We start from the raw sequence: 16,185 nt of genomic DNA, 5'->3' as shown, positions 1-16,185 counted from the left end.
GACGACAGGCAGGTCTCCGTGCGGGTCATGCCTGCGCGGAGGTCCCGTCCACGCCGACAACCCACACCCGGCGCGAGAAGCGAGGTGCGGGTTGTCGTCGGTCGTCGGGTGGCGGCGCCCCGGCCGGCCGGTGACGCCGCTTCGTCAGTCGGCCGGGACGGTGGCGTGCCGGGTGTTCCACCCGGAGACACGCACCTGTGGGGTGTGGTCCGGGTCGGCCGTACGGTAGGTGGCCTCCAAGGCGACCGACTCGCCCGGCCACAGGCTGACCTGGTTGTCGTTCCAGTGGACGGGCAGCACGGGCCTCCCGTCCGCGGACACCAGGTCCACGTCCGCGAGCAGGACGGGGGCCTTGGTGGTGCCCGGGTGGCGCAGGGTCACGGTCGTCTTCGACGTCCCGGCCCCAGTCGCCGCCGTGGCGGCTGTCACGTCCAGGGCGACCTGCGGCATCGCGCTCAGTCCGGTCAGGTCGGCGTAGGACGTGGTGGGCGTGTAGTACCAGTCGGTACGGGCGTAGTCGAGGACGTCCTTGCGGGTGGACAGCCAGTAGACGTTGCGGCCCACCTCGCGCCCGGTGGAGTCGGTGAGCAGCAGCCGGGCCAGGTACGTCCTCGACAGGCCGGGGACCGTCTCCGGCAGGGTGAGCGAGGTGGTGGTCACGCCGCGGGCGGCGACGTCCACACCGGTCACCGTGCGGTCGTACTTCTCGGTCCCGTCGGTGTTGAAGAGCGTGACGCGGGCGTTCAGCCCGGAGGCGGCGGTCGCGCGGTCGTTGACGACGCTCACCGTGCGCTTGTCGTAGCCGTACTGGATGTGGAGGAGCTCGTTGGCCTTCTTCGCACCGAAATAGGCGCCGTTCTGGTCGAGATAGCGGTCGATGAGCTGCCAGTGGAGGGAGGTCCAGCCGCTGTTGAGCATCCAGTAGATGACGCCGGTCGCCGGGGCGGTGGTGTCCTTGGCGTTGCGGGAGTACGCCTCGAACTGCGCCCGGACGTTCTCGTACTGGGCGAGCTGGGCTTTGCGGACGTAGTCACCGAGGTCCTTCGGTCGTCCGTAGCGGCCCGCCAGGGCGGCGTTGTACAGCTTGAGTGTCGAGAACGTGGCCGAGGGCGAGCGGTGGTACTGGGGAGCGGACGGCTGCTTCCAGAGGGTCTCCAGCTCGGCCGGGGTCATCATCCGCCGCAGGGTGTCGAGAGTGGGGATGCTGGGGCCGGCGCTGGTCTCGGAGTTGAAGCCGGTGGCCCCGCCCTCACGCTTGTCGTACCAGTAGCCGGGCGGCACCCAGTCGTACGGGCCGGTCATCCGCATCCCGGAACGGCCCGTGACGGGAGTCGGCTTCCCGGAGGCCGAGGGGATCACGGGGACCTTCCAGTCGGCGGCCCGCAGTGCCTTGAGGTATCCCGCCTCGATCTTCGCGTCGGGTGCGGCGTCGCTGCCGATCAGGAACGAGATCACGCTGGGGTGGTCACGCAGCCGGGCCGCCTCCGCGGCCATCGACGCCTGGGCGACCGCGTGGTCGGCGGCGTTCCACTTCTCCCCGGACTCCGCGGGGTTGACCTCGCCCTCCCACTTGTTGCAGCACTCCCAGCCGGCGATGGCGAGGATCCCGTACCGGTCGGTGAGCTCGAAGAACTCGTCGGGCTCCAGGTGGCCTTCCAGGCGGAGCGTGTTCAGTCCCAGGTCGCGCACGTACCGCAGACGGTCCTCGACGTAGGTCGGGTCCCAGCGCAGGAACTCGTCGGGGGACCAGCCGGCGCCCTTGATCAGCAGCGGGCGGCCGTTGATCCGGTACTGGCGTGCGCCGTCGGCGTTGATCGGAGCCCGCACGTCGCGGATGCCGAACGTGCTGTCCGCGCTGTCGGAGGTGACTCCGTCGACCGACACGGCGATGTCGAGGTCGTACAGCGGCTGCTCGCCCATCCCGGCGGGCCACCACACACGTGGTGAGGTCACGTGGAGCGCGGGGTGGTCGGCCGGGGAGAACACCACGGTCCGGCTCTCCCCCGGCGCTAGCGTCACCTGCCGGGCGAGTGCGGCGGGGCCGGCCGTTCCGGTGAGGCTCGCCGTGACGGTGTCCTCGGAGTCGTTGCGCAGCCAGGCCTTCACGGTCAGGTCGGCGGAGTCCAGCGACGGCACCGCCAGGTCGGTGACGACGTGCGCGTCACGCAGGGCCACCGGGCCACCGCGACGTACGACGACGTCGCGGACGAGGCCCATGTTCCGGTCCGGTGGCGGCTGCAGCCAGTCGAGCCAGCCCACGGTGAGGTGCTTGCGCGGGTCGTTGGGCTGGACGCGGAAGGCGACCGTGTTGGTGCCGGGCTCGACCAGATCGGTGATGTCCAGTTCGTGCCGGGTATAGGTGCCCGCGACCGCGCTCGCCGTCGAGACGCGACGGCCGTTGACGAACACGTCGGCCGCGGAGGTCACTCCGCTGAAGTCGAGGTACGTGCGGGTTCCCCGGTCGTCGACGGTGAAGTCGGACCGGAACCACCACGGGACGGTGAAGTCGGCGGCGGGGATGAGCTTCTGGTTGGTGGAGTGGAACGGGTCGGGGTACTTGCCGGCCGCCAGCAGGGCGGCGAGGACCGTGGAGCGCGGCCCCGCCCTGTGCCAGCCCTTGGTCGGATAGCCGGGGCTCGACACCTCGGCCGCCGGGTCCTTCACCTGTGCCGTCGACCGGATCATGAACTCGGACAGCGCTGTGGCGGAGTCCTCGCCGACGGTGGCCGCCGGCGGACCGGTCGCCGCCTGGCCGGTGAACCCGACCGGCGTGAGGGCGGGGGCGAGGAACACGAGCAGTCCGAGGGCGGCGGTCAGGAGGGGCCGACCGGGCACCCGCGCCCGGCGGCGTGCCGGGCGCTCGGCGGGGGCGGAGGGGAACGGGAGACCAGGGCCGCGCGGCGACACCGGGCCCAGCTGTTCAGACATGCGGTTCAGCATGGTCCCGAAGCGTTGCCGCCCCATGCTCCACATGCCGCGCGTCGCCCGATCGCAGCAACGGGAGCGCGCGGGGAGGAGTAGTTCCGAAGAGGCACTGCACCGCCGGCGGGGACTCGAACGGGCGGACGGCACGCCGCGTCAAGCCCGGCGGCGGGCCCACGCGGGGTGCTGCCGGTGCCGGCCCACCGAGCACATCGGCGCGACAGGGGCGTCCGCGGTCACGCCGTCGAACAGGTCGTCCTCGGGGAGCGAGGTGTCGACCAGCGAGCAGACCAGCTCGTACTCCTCGGTCGGCCAGACCTCGCGCTGGACGTCGAGCGGCACACGGAACCACGGGCCGTCCGGGTCGATCTGGGTGGCGTGGGCGAGCAGCGCCCGGTCGCGCACGGCGAACCAGTCGGCGCACTGCACCCGGGTGGTGAATTCACGCTCCCTGCGGCCCTCCTTCTCCCAGACGGCGATCCACTCGCCGTAGGGGGACTCGTGGCCGTGCCCGACCAGATAGGCGTGGAGGGCCCGGATCCTCGCCATCGACATGCCGTGGTTGTAGTACAGCTTCAGCGGCTGCCACGGCGAACCGGACTCCGGGTAGGCGTCGGGGTCCCCGGCCGCCTCGAAGGCCGCCATCGTGATCGTGTGGGTCATGATGTGGTCGGGGTGCGGATAGCCGCCCGTCTCGTCGTACGTGGTGATCACGTGGGGACGGAACTCGCGCACGAGCCGCACCAGCCGTTCCGCTGCCTTCCCGGGCGGCTCCAGGGCGAAGCAGCCCTCGGGCAGCGGGTCGCCGTCCGGCATTCCCGAGTCGACGAAGCCCAGCCAGGCCTGCCGGACGCCGAGTATGTCCCGCGCGGCATCCATCTCCTTGCGCCGGACCTGGTGGATGTCGGCCTCGATCTCCGGGTCGCCCTGGAGCCTGGGGTTGAGAACGGAACCTCGCTCTCCCCCGGTGCAGGTGGCCACCAGGACATCCACGCCCTGGGCGACGTACTTCGCCATGCTGGCCGCGCCCTTGCTCGACTCGTCGTCCGGGTGGGCGTGGACCGCCATCAGCCGCAACTGCTCCGTCACCACTTTCTCCCTTCAGCTTCCGCTTCGCATATCTGAGCCCACGTCATGCTCCGTGCGACCGGCGTCCGGACGCCGTGGGCTGCTTCGAGGGTCGTTCGGCCTCCGCATTTCACCGGCGCCGCGCCCACCGTCCCGGCTCGGACGCGGGCACCGCCGCCTCGTCCTCGACGCCCCCGCTGCCCGCGCGGCCGGCGTCGACCAGGGCCAGGACGACCAGCGTGGCGATCACCAGCATGCCCGCGGCGACCCACAGCGCGTTGGCGTAGCCGTGCACCACACCCTGCAGCTGCACCAGTTGCCGCTCCGGCCGCGTCGCCGCGTCGGCGGCGTGGTCCTTGACGTAGGCGGTCGTCATGGACGCGGCGACGGTGTTCAGCAGGGCCGTGCCGATCGCGCCGCCCACCTGCTGCGAGGCGTTGACCATCGCGGAGGCGACACCGGCGTCCCGCGGCTCGATACCTTGGGTGGGCAGGGACATGGCGGGATTGAACGTCGTCCCCATGCCGAGGCCGAGCAGGACCAGCGCCGGCAGGACGGTCGTGGTGTACGAGGAGTCGACCTCCAGCTGCGCCAGCAGGACCATGGCGCTCGCGGCCACCAGGAAGCCGCCGCCCATCAGGTAGCGGGGCGCGACGCGGGTCATCAGACGTGTGCCGACCTGGGTCGAACCGATCATCATGCCGGCCACCATCGGCAGGAAGGAGAACCCGCTCTCGATCGGTGAAAAGCCCTTCACCACCTGGAGGTAGTAGGTCAGGAACAAGAACGAACCGAACATGGCGATGACCGCGATACCGAGGGAGAGATAGACGCCTCCGCGGTTGCGGTCGGTCACCACACGCAGGGGCAGCAGTGGGGCCTCGGCCTTGGCCTCGGTGCGCACGAAGGCGCTCAGCAGGAGCGCCGCCACGACGAAGAGGAGCACGGTCGTGCCGTCGCCCCAGCCGTCCGACTCGGCACGGGTGAAGCCTTGGACCAGCGAGGCCAGGCCCAGTGTGGACAGGACGACGCCGGGGATGTCGAGCGGGGAGCGGTTGCGGTCGCCCTCGGACTCGTGGACGACCGCGCAGGCGCCGGCCGCCGCGACGATCGCGAACGGAATGTTGACGAAGAACGTCCAGCGCCAGTCCAGGTATTCGGTGAGCGCACCTCCGAGCACGAACCCGACCGCGCTGCCGCCACCGGCGATCGCACCGTAGATGCCGAACGCCTTGGCTCGCTCCTTGGCATCCGTGAACAGCACCGCGAGCAGCGAGAGCGCCGCCGGAGCCAGCAGGGCACCGAACACGCCCTGGAGGGCGCGGGCGCCGAACATCGTCGCGCCGGTGGTGGCCGCGCCGCCGAGCGCGGAGGCGGCGGCGAATCCGATCAGGCCTGTGACGAAGGCGCGCTTGCGACCCCACAGGTCGCCCACCCTGCCGCCGAACAGGAGCAGAGCGCCGAAGGACAGGGCGTAGGCCGTGACGACCCACTGCCGGTCGCCGTCGGAGATGCCCAGGTCCTGCTGGACGGAAGGAAGGGCCGTGTTCACGATGGTGCTGTCGAGGACGACCATCAGCTGGGCCAGTGAGATGAAGACGAGCGCCTTCCATCGGTCGGCGTAGGCGTCGCCGGGAGCCTTGACGGCTGTTCGAGACATGGGGGTATCCACTTCGGAGCTGCGTGAGGAACGGGCGTGTCGAACGTCAGGGCGTCGCGCGAAGGCGTCACCGCTCCGCGGACGGCCGACGGCCATTTGCCGGGTGGGCCTTCCTCCGCCGGGAGTTGACGCGGCCGCGCTCACGAGGACGGGGCCGGGGCGGTGAAGGAGCACAGACGTGGTGCTTCGCGTCATGACGCGTCCGGGGGCTTGCCCGCGCGGTCGACGACGTCTCAGGGCACGTGGGCCGGTGGCGGGGATGAGGCTGCATCCAGGTGCAGGCCCCGGAACGGGCGGCACGGTTCGTGCCGAGACCTGCCTGAGGAGAGGGGGGCTTCCCCGTCGCCCGCCTCGCGACGGGCGACGGCGTCAGGCCCGGACCGTCGACAGGGCGCGGGCCCAGGACTCGAGCTGGTCGAACAGGGCGGTCGCGGCGGCGTCGTGCTGCTCGCCGGGCTTGAAGACGGAGAAGTTCTCGAAGTCGCTCAACAGCGAGAAGGACAGCTGCTGACGCACATGGGCCATCTGCAGTTCGCTCGCCACGGCCCGCAGATGCTCGACGGCCCGAGCACCGCCGAGAGAACCGTAGGAGACGAAGGCCGCAGCCTTGTTGTTCCACTCGCCGTACAGGTAGTCGATCGCGTTCTTGAGCACGCCGGAGGTGGAGTGGTTGTACTCGGGGGTCACGAAGACGTACCCGTCGAATTCGGCGATCTTGGCTGCCCACGCCTTGGTGTGCTCACCCTGGTACTGACCCATGGCCGGCGGAACGGCCTCGTCCAGGTGGGGCAGCGGGTAGTCGGCGAGGTCGACCAGTTCGTACTCGACACCGGTGCGTGCCCCGGACCGGTCCACCACCCAGTCCGCGACGACCTTGCCGTTACGGCCGGGCCGGGTGCTGCCGAGGATGACTGCGATCTTCAGGTCACTCATGAGGTCTACTCCTTGACGGGACCGCCGGGCGAGGCCGGTCCGCTCACTTGAACATTCATGAGAGACCCTACGCATCGACTCATGAATGTTCAAGCGTGGGTCGTGAACCATGAATGTTCACGCCGGATAGACTCCGGCCATGCCTGAAAAGCCTCCGCGTCCGACCGATCAGCCCCGCTGGCTGACCCCCACGGAGCTGGAGACATGGCAGCAACTCGGCCTGATGACGGACAGATTGCCCGCGGCCCTGGAAGGGCAGCTCCAGCGGGACGCGGGGCTCAGCTACATCGAGTACTACGTCCTCGCGGGGCTGTCCGAACAACCCGGACGCCGCATGCGGATGAGCGACCTCGCCGTCCGCGCCAACGCCGAGCAGTCCCGTCTGTCCCACCTGATCAGCAGACTGGAGCGCCGAGGTCTCGTCCGCCGCGAACCCGACCCCGCCAACGGCCGCTACACGCAGGCCATCTTGACCGAGGCCGGCCACACCCATCTCACCGAAGCAGCCCCAGGACACGTCGCCCGTGTCCGTGAGCTGGTCTTCGACGTGCTCACGGACGCCGAGCTGCACATCCTCCGGACCGCGGCTCAGAAGATCAACGAGACCATCGACCGCCGACAACGGCGGGCCTGACCGCATGCAGGGGCGATACACCGCATCGCCCGGCCCGGGCCGAAGAGCGGTCCGAGGTATGGAGCCCAGAGAGATCGTGAGTGCATGACCCGCCTGCTGACCCGAAGCGACCTGCGCGCCGTTCTGGACCCGGCGTCGTGCACAGCCGCGCTGCGCGACGGCTTCCGCGCCCCCGCCTCCCCGGTGTCCGGGATGAGAGTCCGTACCGACCTGCCCTTCCCCGGAACGGCCACGGCCCTGATTCCCGGAGTACTGCCCGGCATCGACGCCTACACGGTGAAGGTCAACGCCAAGTTCCCCGGCGCCAGGCCGGCCCTGCGCGGAGTCGTCTGCCTCCACAGCGGCGAGGACGGCGAGCTCCTCGCGCTGATCGATTCCGCCACCCTCACCGCATGGCGCACCGGGCTGGCCGCGGCCCTGGGAACCCACGTCCTGGCCGCCCCCGCCCCGGCGGGCGGCTCGGTCCTCGGAGTGATCGGCGCGGGCGCGCAGGCCGAGCTCATGGTGCGGGGCCTGAGCGCCTTGCGGCGGCATCGCGAGATCGTCGTTCACGACTCGGATCCGGACAGGGCCGACGCCTTCGCCGCGCGCCACGACGGCCGCGTCCTGGCATCGGCCACGGAGGTCGCCGCGGTGGCCGACGTCGTCCTGCTCGCCACCTGGTCACGCACACCGCTGCTCCGGCTGGCCGACACCCGGCCGGGACAGCACCTCACGAGCCTGGGAGCCGACGAGCCCGGCAAACAGGAACTCGCCGCCGATCTGCTGGAGTCGGCGTTCCTGGTCGTCGACGACCGAGAACTCGCCGCGGCCACGGGCGCCCTGTCGGCCGCCGGCCTTCCCGCGTCCGCCGCCCGGACCACGCTCGGCGAGGTCCTGCGGGGCGGGCATCCAGGACGCACGGGCGCGACGGATCGCTCTGTCTACGCCCCCGTCGGACTTCCCTGGCAGGACCTGGCCCTGGCCTGGGTCGCCTACCAGCAGGCGGAGCAGCACGACGTCGGCCAGGTGATCGACCTGCTGTCCTGACGGCCCTCCCGGCCCCTGGTGTCCGCGGCGGCGCGCCGGACTGCGCTCCGCCGTCCGGCCCGACCCGGGAGAGACGCGGGTCACCCTCCTGAAATATGCATCTGCGCTGCAACATTGCTAGCGTGGGACTCGTGAGACTGACCAGGTACACGGACCTCGCACTCCGGGCGATGATGCGCCTCGCCGTCGTGGACGACGAGGAGTTGCTGACCACGCGACAACTCGCCGCCTCGATGAACGTCCCCTACACGCACATGGCCAAGGCCGTCGCCCAGTTGCAGAGGCTGGGAGTGATCGAGGCGCGTCGCGGACGCAACGGCGGGCTTTCGGTCACCGACGCGGGCCGCCGAACGCCGGTGGGTGACCTGGTCAGGACGCTGGAGGGGGACCGGGAAGCCGTGGTGTGCGAGGGCGACACCCCCTGCCCCCTCGCGGGCGCCTGCCGTCTGCGACGGGCGCTGCGGGACGCGCAGGAGGCGTTCTACTCCGCACTGAACGGCGTGACCGTGGCCGATCTGGTGACGGCGCCGACGGGACCCCTGCTGCTGTCACTGGGCGCCCCTCCGGACTGACCGGCACGGCGGCCGGGGGCCGAACGGACCCCCGCCTCCCGCGCCACCCCGCGACAACAACCACCATGGGCGCTCCGCGACCAAAAATACGCATTCAAAATACCAATTATTTGCTTCATCGAACCAGGAGTGTGTCTGATGCTTTCTGCCCAGTCGGTCCCCGTCGTCCGAGCGACGCTTCCCGCGGTGGGAGCCTCACTGACCACGATCACGGCGCGGTTCTACGAGCGCCTGTTCGAAGAGCGCCCCGAGCTGCTGCAGAACCTCTTCAACCGCACCAACCAGGTCACCGGCGCCCAGCGCGAGGCGCTGGCCGGCTCGGTGGCGGCCTTCGCGACCCTCCTGGTGGAACGGCCCGACGAGCGCCCGGACGCCATCCTGTCGCGCATCGCCCACAAGCACGTCTCGCTGGGTATCACCGGCGACCAGTACACCCTCGTCGGACGCCATCTGCTCGGGGCGGTCGTCGAGGTCCTCGGCGAGGCCGTCACCCCCGAGGTGGGCGCCGCCTGGGACGAGGTCTACTGGCTGATGGCCAACGCTCTGATCGCCATCGAGTCCCGGCTGTACGCCGAGGCCGGTGTCGACAACGGTGACGTGTGGCAGCGGATGGAGATCGCCGAGCGGTATCAGGAGTCCGAGGACGCGATGTCCCTGGTCCTGCGCCGGACCGACGGCCTTCCCGCGGCGCCCTTCCGGCCCGGTCAGTACGTCAGCGTGCGTGTCCCCCTGCCCGACGGGGCGCGCCAGATCCGCCAGTACAGCCTGTCCACCGCCCCCGGCCAGAAGACCTGGCGGATCACCGTCAAGCGCGAGCGCGACGCCGCGGGCACCGTCCCCGACGGCGAGGTCTCGTCGTGGCTGCACGCCCACGCCGAGGTCGGTGACCACCTCGACGTCTCCCTGCCGTCCGGTGACCTCGTCCTGCCCGAGTCGGACTCCCCGCTCTTCCTCGCGTCCGCGGGCATCGGCATCACCCCGATGCTGTCGATGCTCGACCACCTCGGTCTCACCTCGTCCGCGCGCCCCGTCACCGTCGTCCACGCCGACCGCACGCCGCGCGACCATGTCCACCGCGACGAGCAGGCGGAACTCGTCGACCGCCTGCCCAACGCCGATCTGCACCTGTGGTACGAGAACGACCACCACCACTCCCCCGCGGCCAACGTCTTCGCCGGCCGGGCCTCCCTCGACCACCTCACGCCCGCCTCCGGCACGACCGCCTACCTCTGCGGGCCGCTGCCCTTCATGCGCGCGGTACGCGGCGAACTGCTGGCCAAGGGGATGCACCCCTCCGCCATCCACTACGAGGTCTTCGGTCCGGACCTCTGGATCAGCCGGTAAGGACGCCGGGACGCCTCAGGCGCGGCACGAGCCTCAGCGATCCTGATCCGTCTGCGATCGCCACCGCCGGCCGAGGGCGACGGCGGCCGCACCCGAGGTCACGCACACCGCGGCCGAGACACCGAGAAGGACGGCGTGCATGGTCTGCCGCTCCGAGCCGGTGTCGGCGAGGGACCTGCCGACGGGATCGTCGGCGGTCCCCGGCGGGGTCGTCGCGGCCTGCGCGGCCTGCTCGATCAGACGGGTGACCGCGCCCGGCTGGGACACCGCGACGGCGTGGGACGCCTGGACCTCGACAGTGCGCGCATGGGCGCGCCGGGCCATGAAGCGCTGTGCGGCCGCCGGGATGTTGCGGTCCTCGGTGGTGACCAGGGCCCAGGCGGGGACCGTCTTCCAGGCGGCCTCGGTGGCCTTCGCCTGCAGGGCCGAGGCGGCGACGGGACGCTGTGCCGCGGCCATCAGGTCGGTCACCGACCTGGGCACGTCGGCGGCGAACTGGTCGTGGAACCTGTCGGCCTTGATGTACTGGTCGGTGCCGGTGCCACCGCCTGGAAGGGGGAACGGCACGCTCCTCAGCGCACTGCCGAGGGTGCTCCCGGGGTACTTTCCGGACAGATCCAGAGCACTCTCCCCGGCCGCCGGGCTGAACGCCGCGACGAACACCAGCGCCTTGACGTCGCGGTCACCACCGGCGGCCTCGCTGATCACGGCCCCTCCGTAGGAGTGACCGACGAGCACGATCGGTCCCCGTACGCTCTCCAGGACACTGCGAAGGTACTCGGCGTCACCGGCCAGCCCGCGCAGCGGATTCGCCGGGGCCATGGCGGAGTACCCGGCCTGCTGGAGTCGCCCGATCACGCCGTTCCAGCTGGACCCGTCGGCGAAGGCGCCGTGGACCAGCACGATGGTGGGTCTGACGCCGCCCGCGCCACCGTCCGCCGCGGCCGGTGCCGCCGGGGCCGCGCACAGGACGGCGACGGCGCATGCGGCCGCCGCGCCGTGAAGACGCCGTGAGTTGCGTCGTATGCCAGGGACCGCATTCATGCCGTTCTCACCTTCCGTCGGGCTGTACGGCACCAGGCTTCACGCGTCCGTGACGCCGAGCCATCTCATCCGATGCAATCGGGTGAACCCGGCAGAGCGGTCGGTGTAATCGCGCCGGCGAGAGGTGTGGCTCACGGTGCCGAGGCGGGGTGCTCCGCGATCGGGGCCACGCGCAGCAAGGACGGCCGCTTGGGCCGGCGGCCGTCACCGGAGGAGCGGCCACGCAGCCTGCGAACGGTCCAGGGGCCGAGGAACGTGGCCGCCCACCGCAACTCGCCGCCCACGGCGCGCAGTCCCGAAGGCCGCTCGCCGCCGGCCGGCAGGGGCCCCGTCCAGGAGTCGTCGCTGTCCGGCAGGTCGAGCGCGTGCGCGACGGCGGCCGCGATCCGGGCGTGCCCGAGGGGACTGGCGTGCAACCTGTCAGGGCTCCAGAACCGGGGGTCGGTCGCGAGCGGGTGCGCCGCGGTGTCCGCGACCGTGACCCCGTGGCGTTCGGCGCTCTGCCTGATGCGCTCGTTGAGGCCGTGTATGCGGTGCGCGAGCGGACGGGCCAGTGGCGTGACGCGGGCGACGTCGGGAAAGGTGACGGTGGCGACGGAAGCGCCCTGCGCGGTGAGTTCGGCGAACATCGTCTCCAGATGCGCGGCCACCTCGTCGAGGTCGAACCTCGGCCGAAGCACATCATTGACACCCGCGACCACTGTCGCGAGGTCGGGCCTCATCTCCAGGGCCACGGCCAGTTGCTCATCGTGCACCTGAGCGGCTCGACGGCCGCGCACGGCCAGGTTGGCGTAGAGCAGACCGGGGCTGTGGCGAGCGATGTGCTCGGCGAGCCGGTCCGCCCATCCGCGATGGCCACCGGCGTCGTCACCGTCTCCGAGACCCTCGGTCTGGCTGTCCCCCAGGGCGACGTAGCGCAGGTACCCACTCATCACAGACCGACCGCCTTCCGCCACCACCCGAAGCGGCGGCCTCTCATACTCAACACAGCACCTATGTGCATTGTTGAGTATGAGGATAGCGGTGCCGACGCCCCGTCCGGCCAGGGCACGGACGGCAGACGCGGAAGGCGATGATGTACCCGACGTCCGTCCGCCTGATGAGGCCACCGACCCCAGGAGCGCCGACCGATGGGCGACTACCACGCCCTGGAATGCGGAAAGTTCGTCGACGACCAGGGGACCGTCCACGACATGGTCCCCTCCTCGACGATCGCCGCCGTGCCCGCGGCAAGGGCGGCGGCCGAACGTTTCGGGCCTGAGGTGCGCTTCGACTTCCTCGACGACCGGGCAGTGCACTGGCTGCTGTTCCAGCGTCGCGAGGAGACGTCGAAGGCCGGCGCGCAGGGCTGCCTCCTGGTCCTCCCCGTCTTCCTCCTCGGCTTCGGCGCCTGGCCCTTCTGGGATCTGGTGGCGTCCCAGAAGTCCCTGGAGTTCCAGATCGCCTTCGTCGTAACGGACGCGCTGCTGCTGCTCGTCCTGGCCGGGCTGATCCTGCTGTGGAGGCTGCGGGATCTGCGCGACAAGACCCTGCGCAACACGCGATGCCGGGTCCGCCTCTACCGACGGGTCGTCGCGATCGCCCGCGACGGCGGTGCCGATGTGCCGCGCCTCTACCCCTACTACGGGATGTACGCCACGTCCCGGAGGTTCTTCCCCGAGGCACCCGATCGCCCCGTACCCGCGAAGGACCGGACTCCCTGACGTGCGGACATCGCCGATTACCCATGTTCCCCCTCCTTCGGCAGGATGGGCGTCATGACCGAGATCCGGACCCCCCGCCTCCTCCTCCGCCGCTGGCACGACGACGACCTCGTGCCCATGGCCGACATCAACGCGGACCCACGCGTCATGCGCTGGATCGGCGACGGCTCGACGCGCGACCTGGAGCGCACGGCCGAGGACATCGAGCGGTGGGAGGAGGAATGGGACGAGGAAGGCTTCGGCCTCTTCGCCGTCGAACTGCTGGCCTCTGGTGAACTGGCCGGGCTCACGGGGCTGTCCGTGCCCGAGTTCCTGCCCGAGGTACTGCCCGCCGTGGCGATCAGCTGGCAGCTCGGCTCGCAGTTCTGGGGCCAGGGATACGCCTCCGAAGCCGCCCACGCCACACTGGAGTTCGCCCTCCAGGACCGCGGCCTCGACCATGTCGTCGGCATCAACCGGGTCGGCGACGAAGCCTCCGAGAACGTCCTGCGCAAACTCGGCATGACCCCCGACCGCGAGACGACACACCCGGAGCACGGCTTCCCCCTGCACATCCACCGCATCGACCTCACCGAGTTCCAGGGGTGAGCCGGTCGAGCCCCGGGAGCGGCAGGCCCTGCTCCGGGGCGGCCCGACGACAGCACGCCCGGCTCCGGCGCCGGCTCCGTGGAAAAAATATTCCTCCCGTCGCGACATAGGTGCCGGGGTCGTGTGCCGTCTGAGACGTGTAGCCCATCACCGAGCGGACGGACACCGGAGGAACGATGAAGTTGAACAGGGTCGTCATGACGGCAGTCGTGACGGCGGCCTTGGCTGCCGGGACGGGGACAGCACTCGCCGGGGGCGGTCAGGCATCCGGCGGTCCCGACGCGGAGGGGCCGACCGTCACGGCGGCCGACGAGGCGGCGGGCGGCCCGGAGCGGACGGGGGCGCCGACGCCGGCGCGAGCCGACGCCGCCTCCACCGGCCCGCGGGTCGTACGCCCGTACCAGCCCGTGGAGATCGGCCAAGGGGCGAAGATGGGCCTCCTGCCCGAGGGCAAGCAGAACTACGTGGTGGCGTACGGCGACTTCGAGGAGGCCGTCGAGCAGGCCAAGAACTACGTCGGTGACGACATCCGCCCCGACAGCCTCAGTGGCGGGATGGGCGTCGACGGGGACGACGTCCTGTTCACCGGCGCCTTCCGCACGGACAAGGTGCCGGCGCGCATCACCCTGCGTCCGGGCACCGGTGCCGAGGTGGAGGCCGGCATGCTGAGACTGCCCGGCAGGTCCGGCTGGGGCACGTACTACTACGACGCGGCCGGCACCGGCCGCCCGAGCGGGACGGTCACGGTCACCGCGTACGGTGCGGACGGTTCGGTCCTCGCCGGCCTGACGTACGACGCCTCTCCCGCAAGCCGCTGACGCCCGATCCGCCCACCTGGAGCCGAGGTCACGCCGTCGTGCCGTCCCGCGTCGCGGGCGGCGCGACGGCGTGACCCGGCCCTGTGGCGGCCAACCCGAGGACTCGAGTGAAAACGAGCACGGAGGCGGAGTTCCGGGAGTTCGTGGTCAGCCGGTGGCCCCGTATGCTGCGCACCGCGCACCTGCTGACGGGGCAGCACCACGACGCCGAGGACCTGGTCCAGACGGCCCTCGCCAAGGCCTACGTGAAGTGGGAACGCATCCGGCGCACGGACGATCCCGACGCCTACGTATGGCGCATCATGATCAACATCAATGTCGACCGACTGCGCCGGATGAAGGGCCGTGAATGGCTGACCACGCGCTTCCCGGAGCCGCAGGCCCCGGACCACATCGAGGGCCTCGCCGAGCGCAGCGCGATACGCGACGCGCTCTCCCGGCTCCCGCCGAAACAGCGAGCGGTCGCCGTGCTGCGGTATCTGGAGGACCGCAGCGAGAGCGAGGTCGCGCGACTGCTCGGCACCAGCGTCGGCACGGTGCGCAGCCACGCGGCCCGCGCGCTGAAGAAGCTTCGCGAACACGCGATCCCGAACGACCACGCGATCCCGAACGGACCCACGATCCCGAACGAACCCGCCGCACTGGGCCGCACCCGCGGCACGGGAGGGAGCGGCCGTGACTGACGACCTGCGACTCGGCGAACTCCTCCGCGAGGAGGCGGACCGGTACCCCACCGGCCCGGCCCCGGTCGACCACGTCGTGCGCCGGGGCCGCGTGGCACGCCGGCGCCGCACGGTCGTCGCGGCCGGCGCCGTCACCGCGGTGGTCGCGCTGGCAGCCGTGGGCCTGACGGACCTGGCCGAGACGCGGCCGGCGCCCCCGGCGGCCACCGTCACGACCACCCCCCGCCCGGCGCCGTCGCCCCAGCACCAGGGCCTTCGCACCGTCTCCCCGTACACGCCGGTGGACATCGGCCACGGCCGACGGATGGCGCTGCTCCCGGAGGGCCGGCAGAACTACGTGCTGGGCGACGGCGACATCGGTGCGGCGATCGAACAGGCCAAGGACTCCGTCGGTGACAGCCTCCGCCCCGACAGCCTGAGTTCGGGCTGCAGCCTCGAGGCGGGGAGGCTTCTGTACTTCGGGGCCTTCCGCGCCAGGACTCCCCCCTCCAGGATCGAGCTCGTCTTCGACTCCGGACTTCACCGGACGGCCACCGCGCTGGCACTGCCCGGAAATCCGGGATGGGGCACGTACTACGCCTTCACCGACGCGTCCACGGTGGACACCGACTACACGGTCAGGGCGTACGGCGAGGACGGTGAAATGCTCCTGGAACAGCGCTTCGAGGAGGTCATCGGGCCCTGACCACCGACGCGCGGCCGCCGGGCCGCCACTCGCCGATCGCCACGGGCACCGGGGCGTCGTCGTCACCTCCCGGCCGCCCGGCGAGTGACCATGCCGACGGCCGTGGCGCGGTCCTCGGCGGGGAGGGCGTCCAGCGTGACGTGGTGGCCGGCGCCCGGCACCCACAGCACCCGCGAGTCGCGGGCGGCGGGCGGCGGGCGGCGGGCGGCGGGCGGCGGGCGGCGGGCGGGAACGTCGTCGACCGCGACCAGTACATCGACGGGCGGGCACGGGCCGTATCCCGTGCCCGGGTGAGCCGCCTCCTCGAGCGGGGGAGGTCTCGGCCCGGTCGGCACACCGCGGTTCCGGTGGACCCCTGACAGAAGCTCCGCCGGCAGAGCGTGACATCGCGACCACGAAAAGTTCCCCTCTCTCCTGAGCCTCGCTCTCGGAGCGGGTCAGGACCGGCTCACCGCGCGAGGCGTCGACAGCCACGTGAGACTGAGAGCGTGGCCGGACAGGA

15 protein-coding genes and 1 pseudogene are annotated in these 16,185 nt (G+C 71.2%); 9 read left to right on the top strand and 7 right to left on the bottom strand.

Going from position 1 to position 16,185, the window contains the following annotated elements:
* Positions 1 to 144: 144 nt before the first annotated feature.
* The 4 genes from ACWCPM_RS18530 to ACWCPM_RS18515 form a co-directional block, all read right to left on the bottom strand.
* A complete protein-coding gene (locus tag ACWCPM_RS18530; protein WP_450977262.1) occupies positions 145 to 2,928 on the bottom strand; it encodes a glycoside hydrolase family 2 protein in 2,784 nt (927 codons plus the stop codon).
* Positions 2,929 to 3,078: 150 nt separating this feature from the next.
* A complete protein-coding gene (mca, locus tag ACWCPM_RS18525) occupies positions 3,079 to 4,011 on the bottom strand; it encodes a mycothiol conjugate amidase Mca (protein ID WP_450977261.1) in 933 nt (310 codons plus the stop codon).
* A 109-nt stretch (positions 4,012 to 4,120) separates the two neighbouring features.
* Positions 4,121 to 5,650: an MFS transporter gene (locus ACWCPM_RS18520; RefSeq protein ID WP_450977260.1), complete on the bottom strand. Its 1,530-nt coding sequence runs from the start codon at positions 5,648 to 5,650 to the stop codon at positions 4,121 to 4,123.
* A 369-nt stretch (positions 5,651 to 6,019) separates the two neighbouring features.
* Positions 6,020 to 6,583 carry an NADPH-dependent FMN reductase gene (locus ACWCPM_RS18515; protein WP_450977259.1) on the bottom strand — a complete coding sequence of 188 codons (564 nt, stop codon included), beginning with the start codon at positions 6,581 to 6,583 and terminating at the stop codon, positions 6,020 to 6,022.
* 139 nt (positions 6,584 to 6,722) lie between these two features.
* Here ACWCPM_RS18515 and ACWCPM_RS18510 point away from each other — a divergent pair, with 139 nt between their 5' ends.
* The 4 genes from ACWCPM_RS18510 to ACWCPM_RS18495 all read left to right on the top strand — a co-directional run bounded on the left by ACWCPM_RS18510 (position 6,723) and on the right by ACWCPM_RS18495 (position 10,162).
* Complete coding sequence (locus ACWCPM_RS18510; RefSeq protein ID WP_450977258.1) at positions 6,723 to 7,217, top strand: MarR family winged helix-turn-helix transcriptional regulator; 495 nt, start codon at positions 6,723 to 6,725, stop codon at positions 7,215 to 7,217.
* Positions 7,218 to 7,301: 84 nt separating this feature from the next.
* The gene (locus ACWCPM_RS18505; RefSeq protein ID WP_450977257.1) at positions 7,302 to 8,246 is read left to right on the top strand and encodes an ornithine cyclodeaminase family protein; all 945 of its coding nucleotides are present in this window, start codon (positions 7,302 to 7,304) and stop codon (positions 8,244 to 8,246) included.
* A gap of 131 nt (positions 8,247 to 8,377) precedes the next feature.
* Positions 8,378 to 8,818 carry an RrF2 family transcriptional regulator gene (locus ACWCPM_RS18500; protein ID WP_450977256.1) on the top strand — a complete coding sequence of 147 codons (441 nt, stop codon included), beginning with the start codon at positions 8,378 to 8,380 and terminating at the stop codon, positions 8,816 to 8,818.
* Between the two features lie 138 nt (positions 8,819 to 8,956).
* Positions 8,957 to 10,162 (top strand): globin domain-containing protein, encoded by a 1,206-nt coding sequence (locus ACWCPM_RS18495; protein WP_450977255.1) that lies wholly within the window; start codon positions 8,957 to 8,959, stop codon positions 10,160 to 10,162.
* A gap of 216 nt (positions 10,163 to 10,378) precedes the next feature.
* Here ACWCPM_RS18495 and ACWCPM_RS18490 read toward each other — a convergent pair.
* Positions 10,379 to 11,206, bottom strand: a pseudogene (locus ACWCPM_RS18490) (alpha/beta fold hydrolase); the annotation flags it as partial.
* A 131-nt stretch (positions 11,207 to 11,337) separates the two neighbouring features.
* Positions 11,338 to 12,138 (bottom strand): SGNH/GDSL hydrolase family protein, encoded by an 801-nt coding sequence (locus tag ACWCPM_RS18485; RefSeq protein WP_450977254.1) that lies wholly within the window; start codon positions 12,136 to 12,138, stop codon positions 11,338 to 11,340.
* A gap of 198 nt (positions 12,139 to 12,336) precedes the next feature.
* Between ACWCPM_RS18485 and ACWCPM_RS18480 the strand changes: the two genes are divergently transcribed.
* The 5 genes from ACWCPM_RS18480 to ACWCPM_RS18460 all read left to right on the top strand — a co-directional run bounded on the left by ACWCPM_RS18480 (position 12,337) and on the right by ACWCPM_RS18460 (position 15,683).
* Positions 12,337 to 12,909 carry a hypothetical protein gene (locus ACWCPM_RS18480; protein WP_450977253.1) on the top strand — a complete coding sequence of 191 codons (573 nt, stop codon included), beginning with the start codon at positions 12,337 to 12,339 and terminating at the stop codon, positions 12,907 to 12,909.
* Positions 12,910 to 12,963: 54 nt separating this feature from the next.
* The gene (locus ACWCPM_RS18475; RefSeq protein WP_450977252.1) at positions 12,964 to 13,497 is read left to right on the top strand and encodes a GNAT family N-acetyltransferase; all 534 of its coding nucleotides are present in this window, start codon (positions 12,964 to 12,966) and stop codon (positions 13,495 to 13,497) included.
* A 176-nt stretch (positions 13,498 to 13,673) separates the two neighbouring features.
* Positions 13,674 to 14,315: a hypothetical protein gene (locus ACWCPM_RS18470; protein WP_450977251.1), complete on the top strand. Its 642-nt coding sequence runs from the start codon at positions 13,674 to 13,676 to the stop codon at positions 14,313 to 14,315.
* A 107-nt stretch (positions 14,316 to 14,422) separates the two neighbouring features.
* Complete coding sequence (locus tag ACWCPM_RS18465; protein ID WP_450977250.1) at positions 14,423 to 14,998, top strand: SigE family RNA polymerase sigma factor; 576 nt, start codon at positions 14,423 to 14,425, stop codon at positions 14,996 to 14,998.
* Positions 14,991 to 15,683, top strand: a complete 693-nt coding sequence (locus tag ACWCPM_RS18460; protein ID WP_450977249.1) for a hypothetical protein — start codon at positions 14,991 to 14,993, stop codon at positions 15,681 to 15,683. The genes ACWCPM_RS18465 and ACWCPM_RS18460 overlap by 8 nt, the downstream gene beginning before the upstream one ends.
* A 62-nt stretch (positions 15,684 to 15,745) precedes the next feature.
* Here ACWCPM_RS18460 and ACWCPM_RS18455 read toward each other — a convergent pair whose 3' ends face one another.
* Positions 15,746 to 16,018 (bottom strand): hypothetical protein, encoded by a 273-nt coding sequence (locus ACWCPM_RS18455; RefSeq protein ID WP_450977248.1) that lies wholly within the window; start codon positions 16,016 to 16,018, stop codon positions 15,746 to 15,748.
* Positions 16,019 to 16,185: the final 167 nt, after the last annotated feature.

This window comes from Streptomyces sp. NPDC002309 (assembly GCF_053593375.1).
This window is presented reverse-complemented; position numbering and strand designations above follow the sequence as displayed.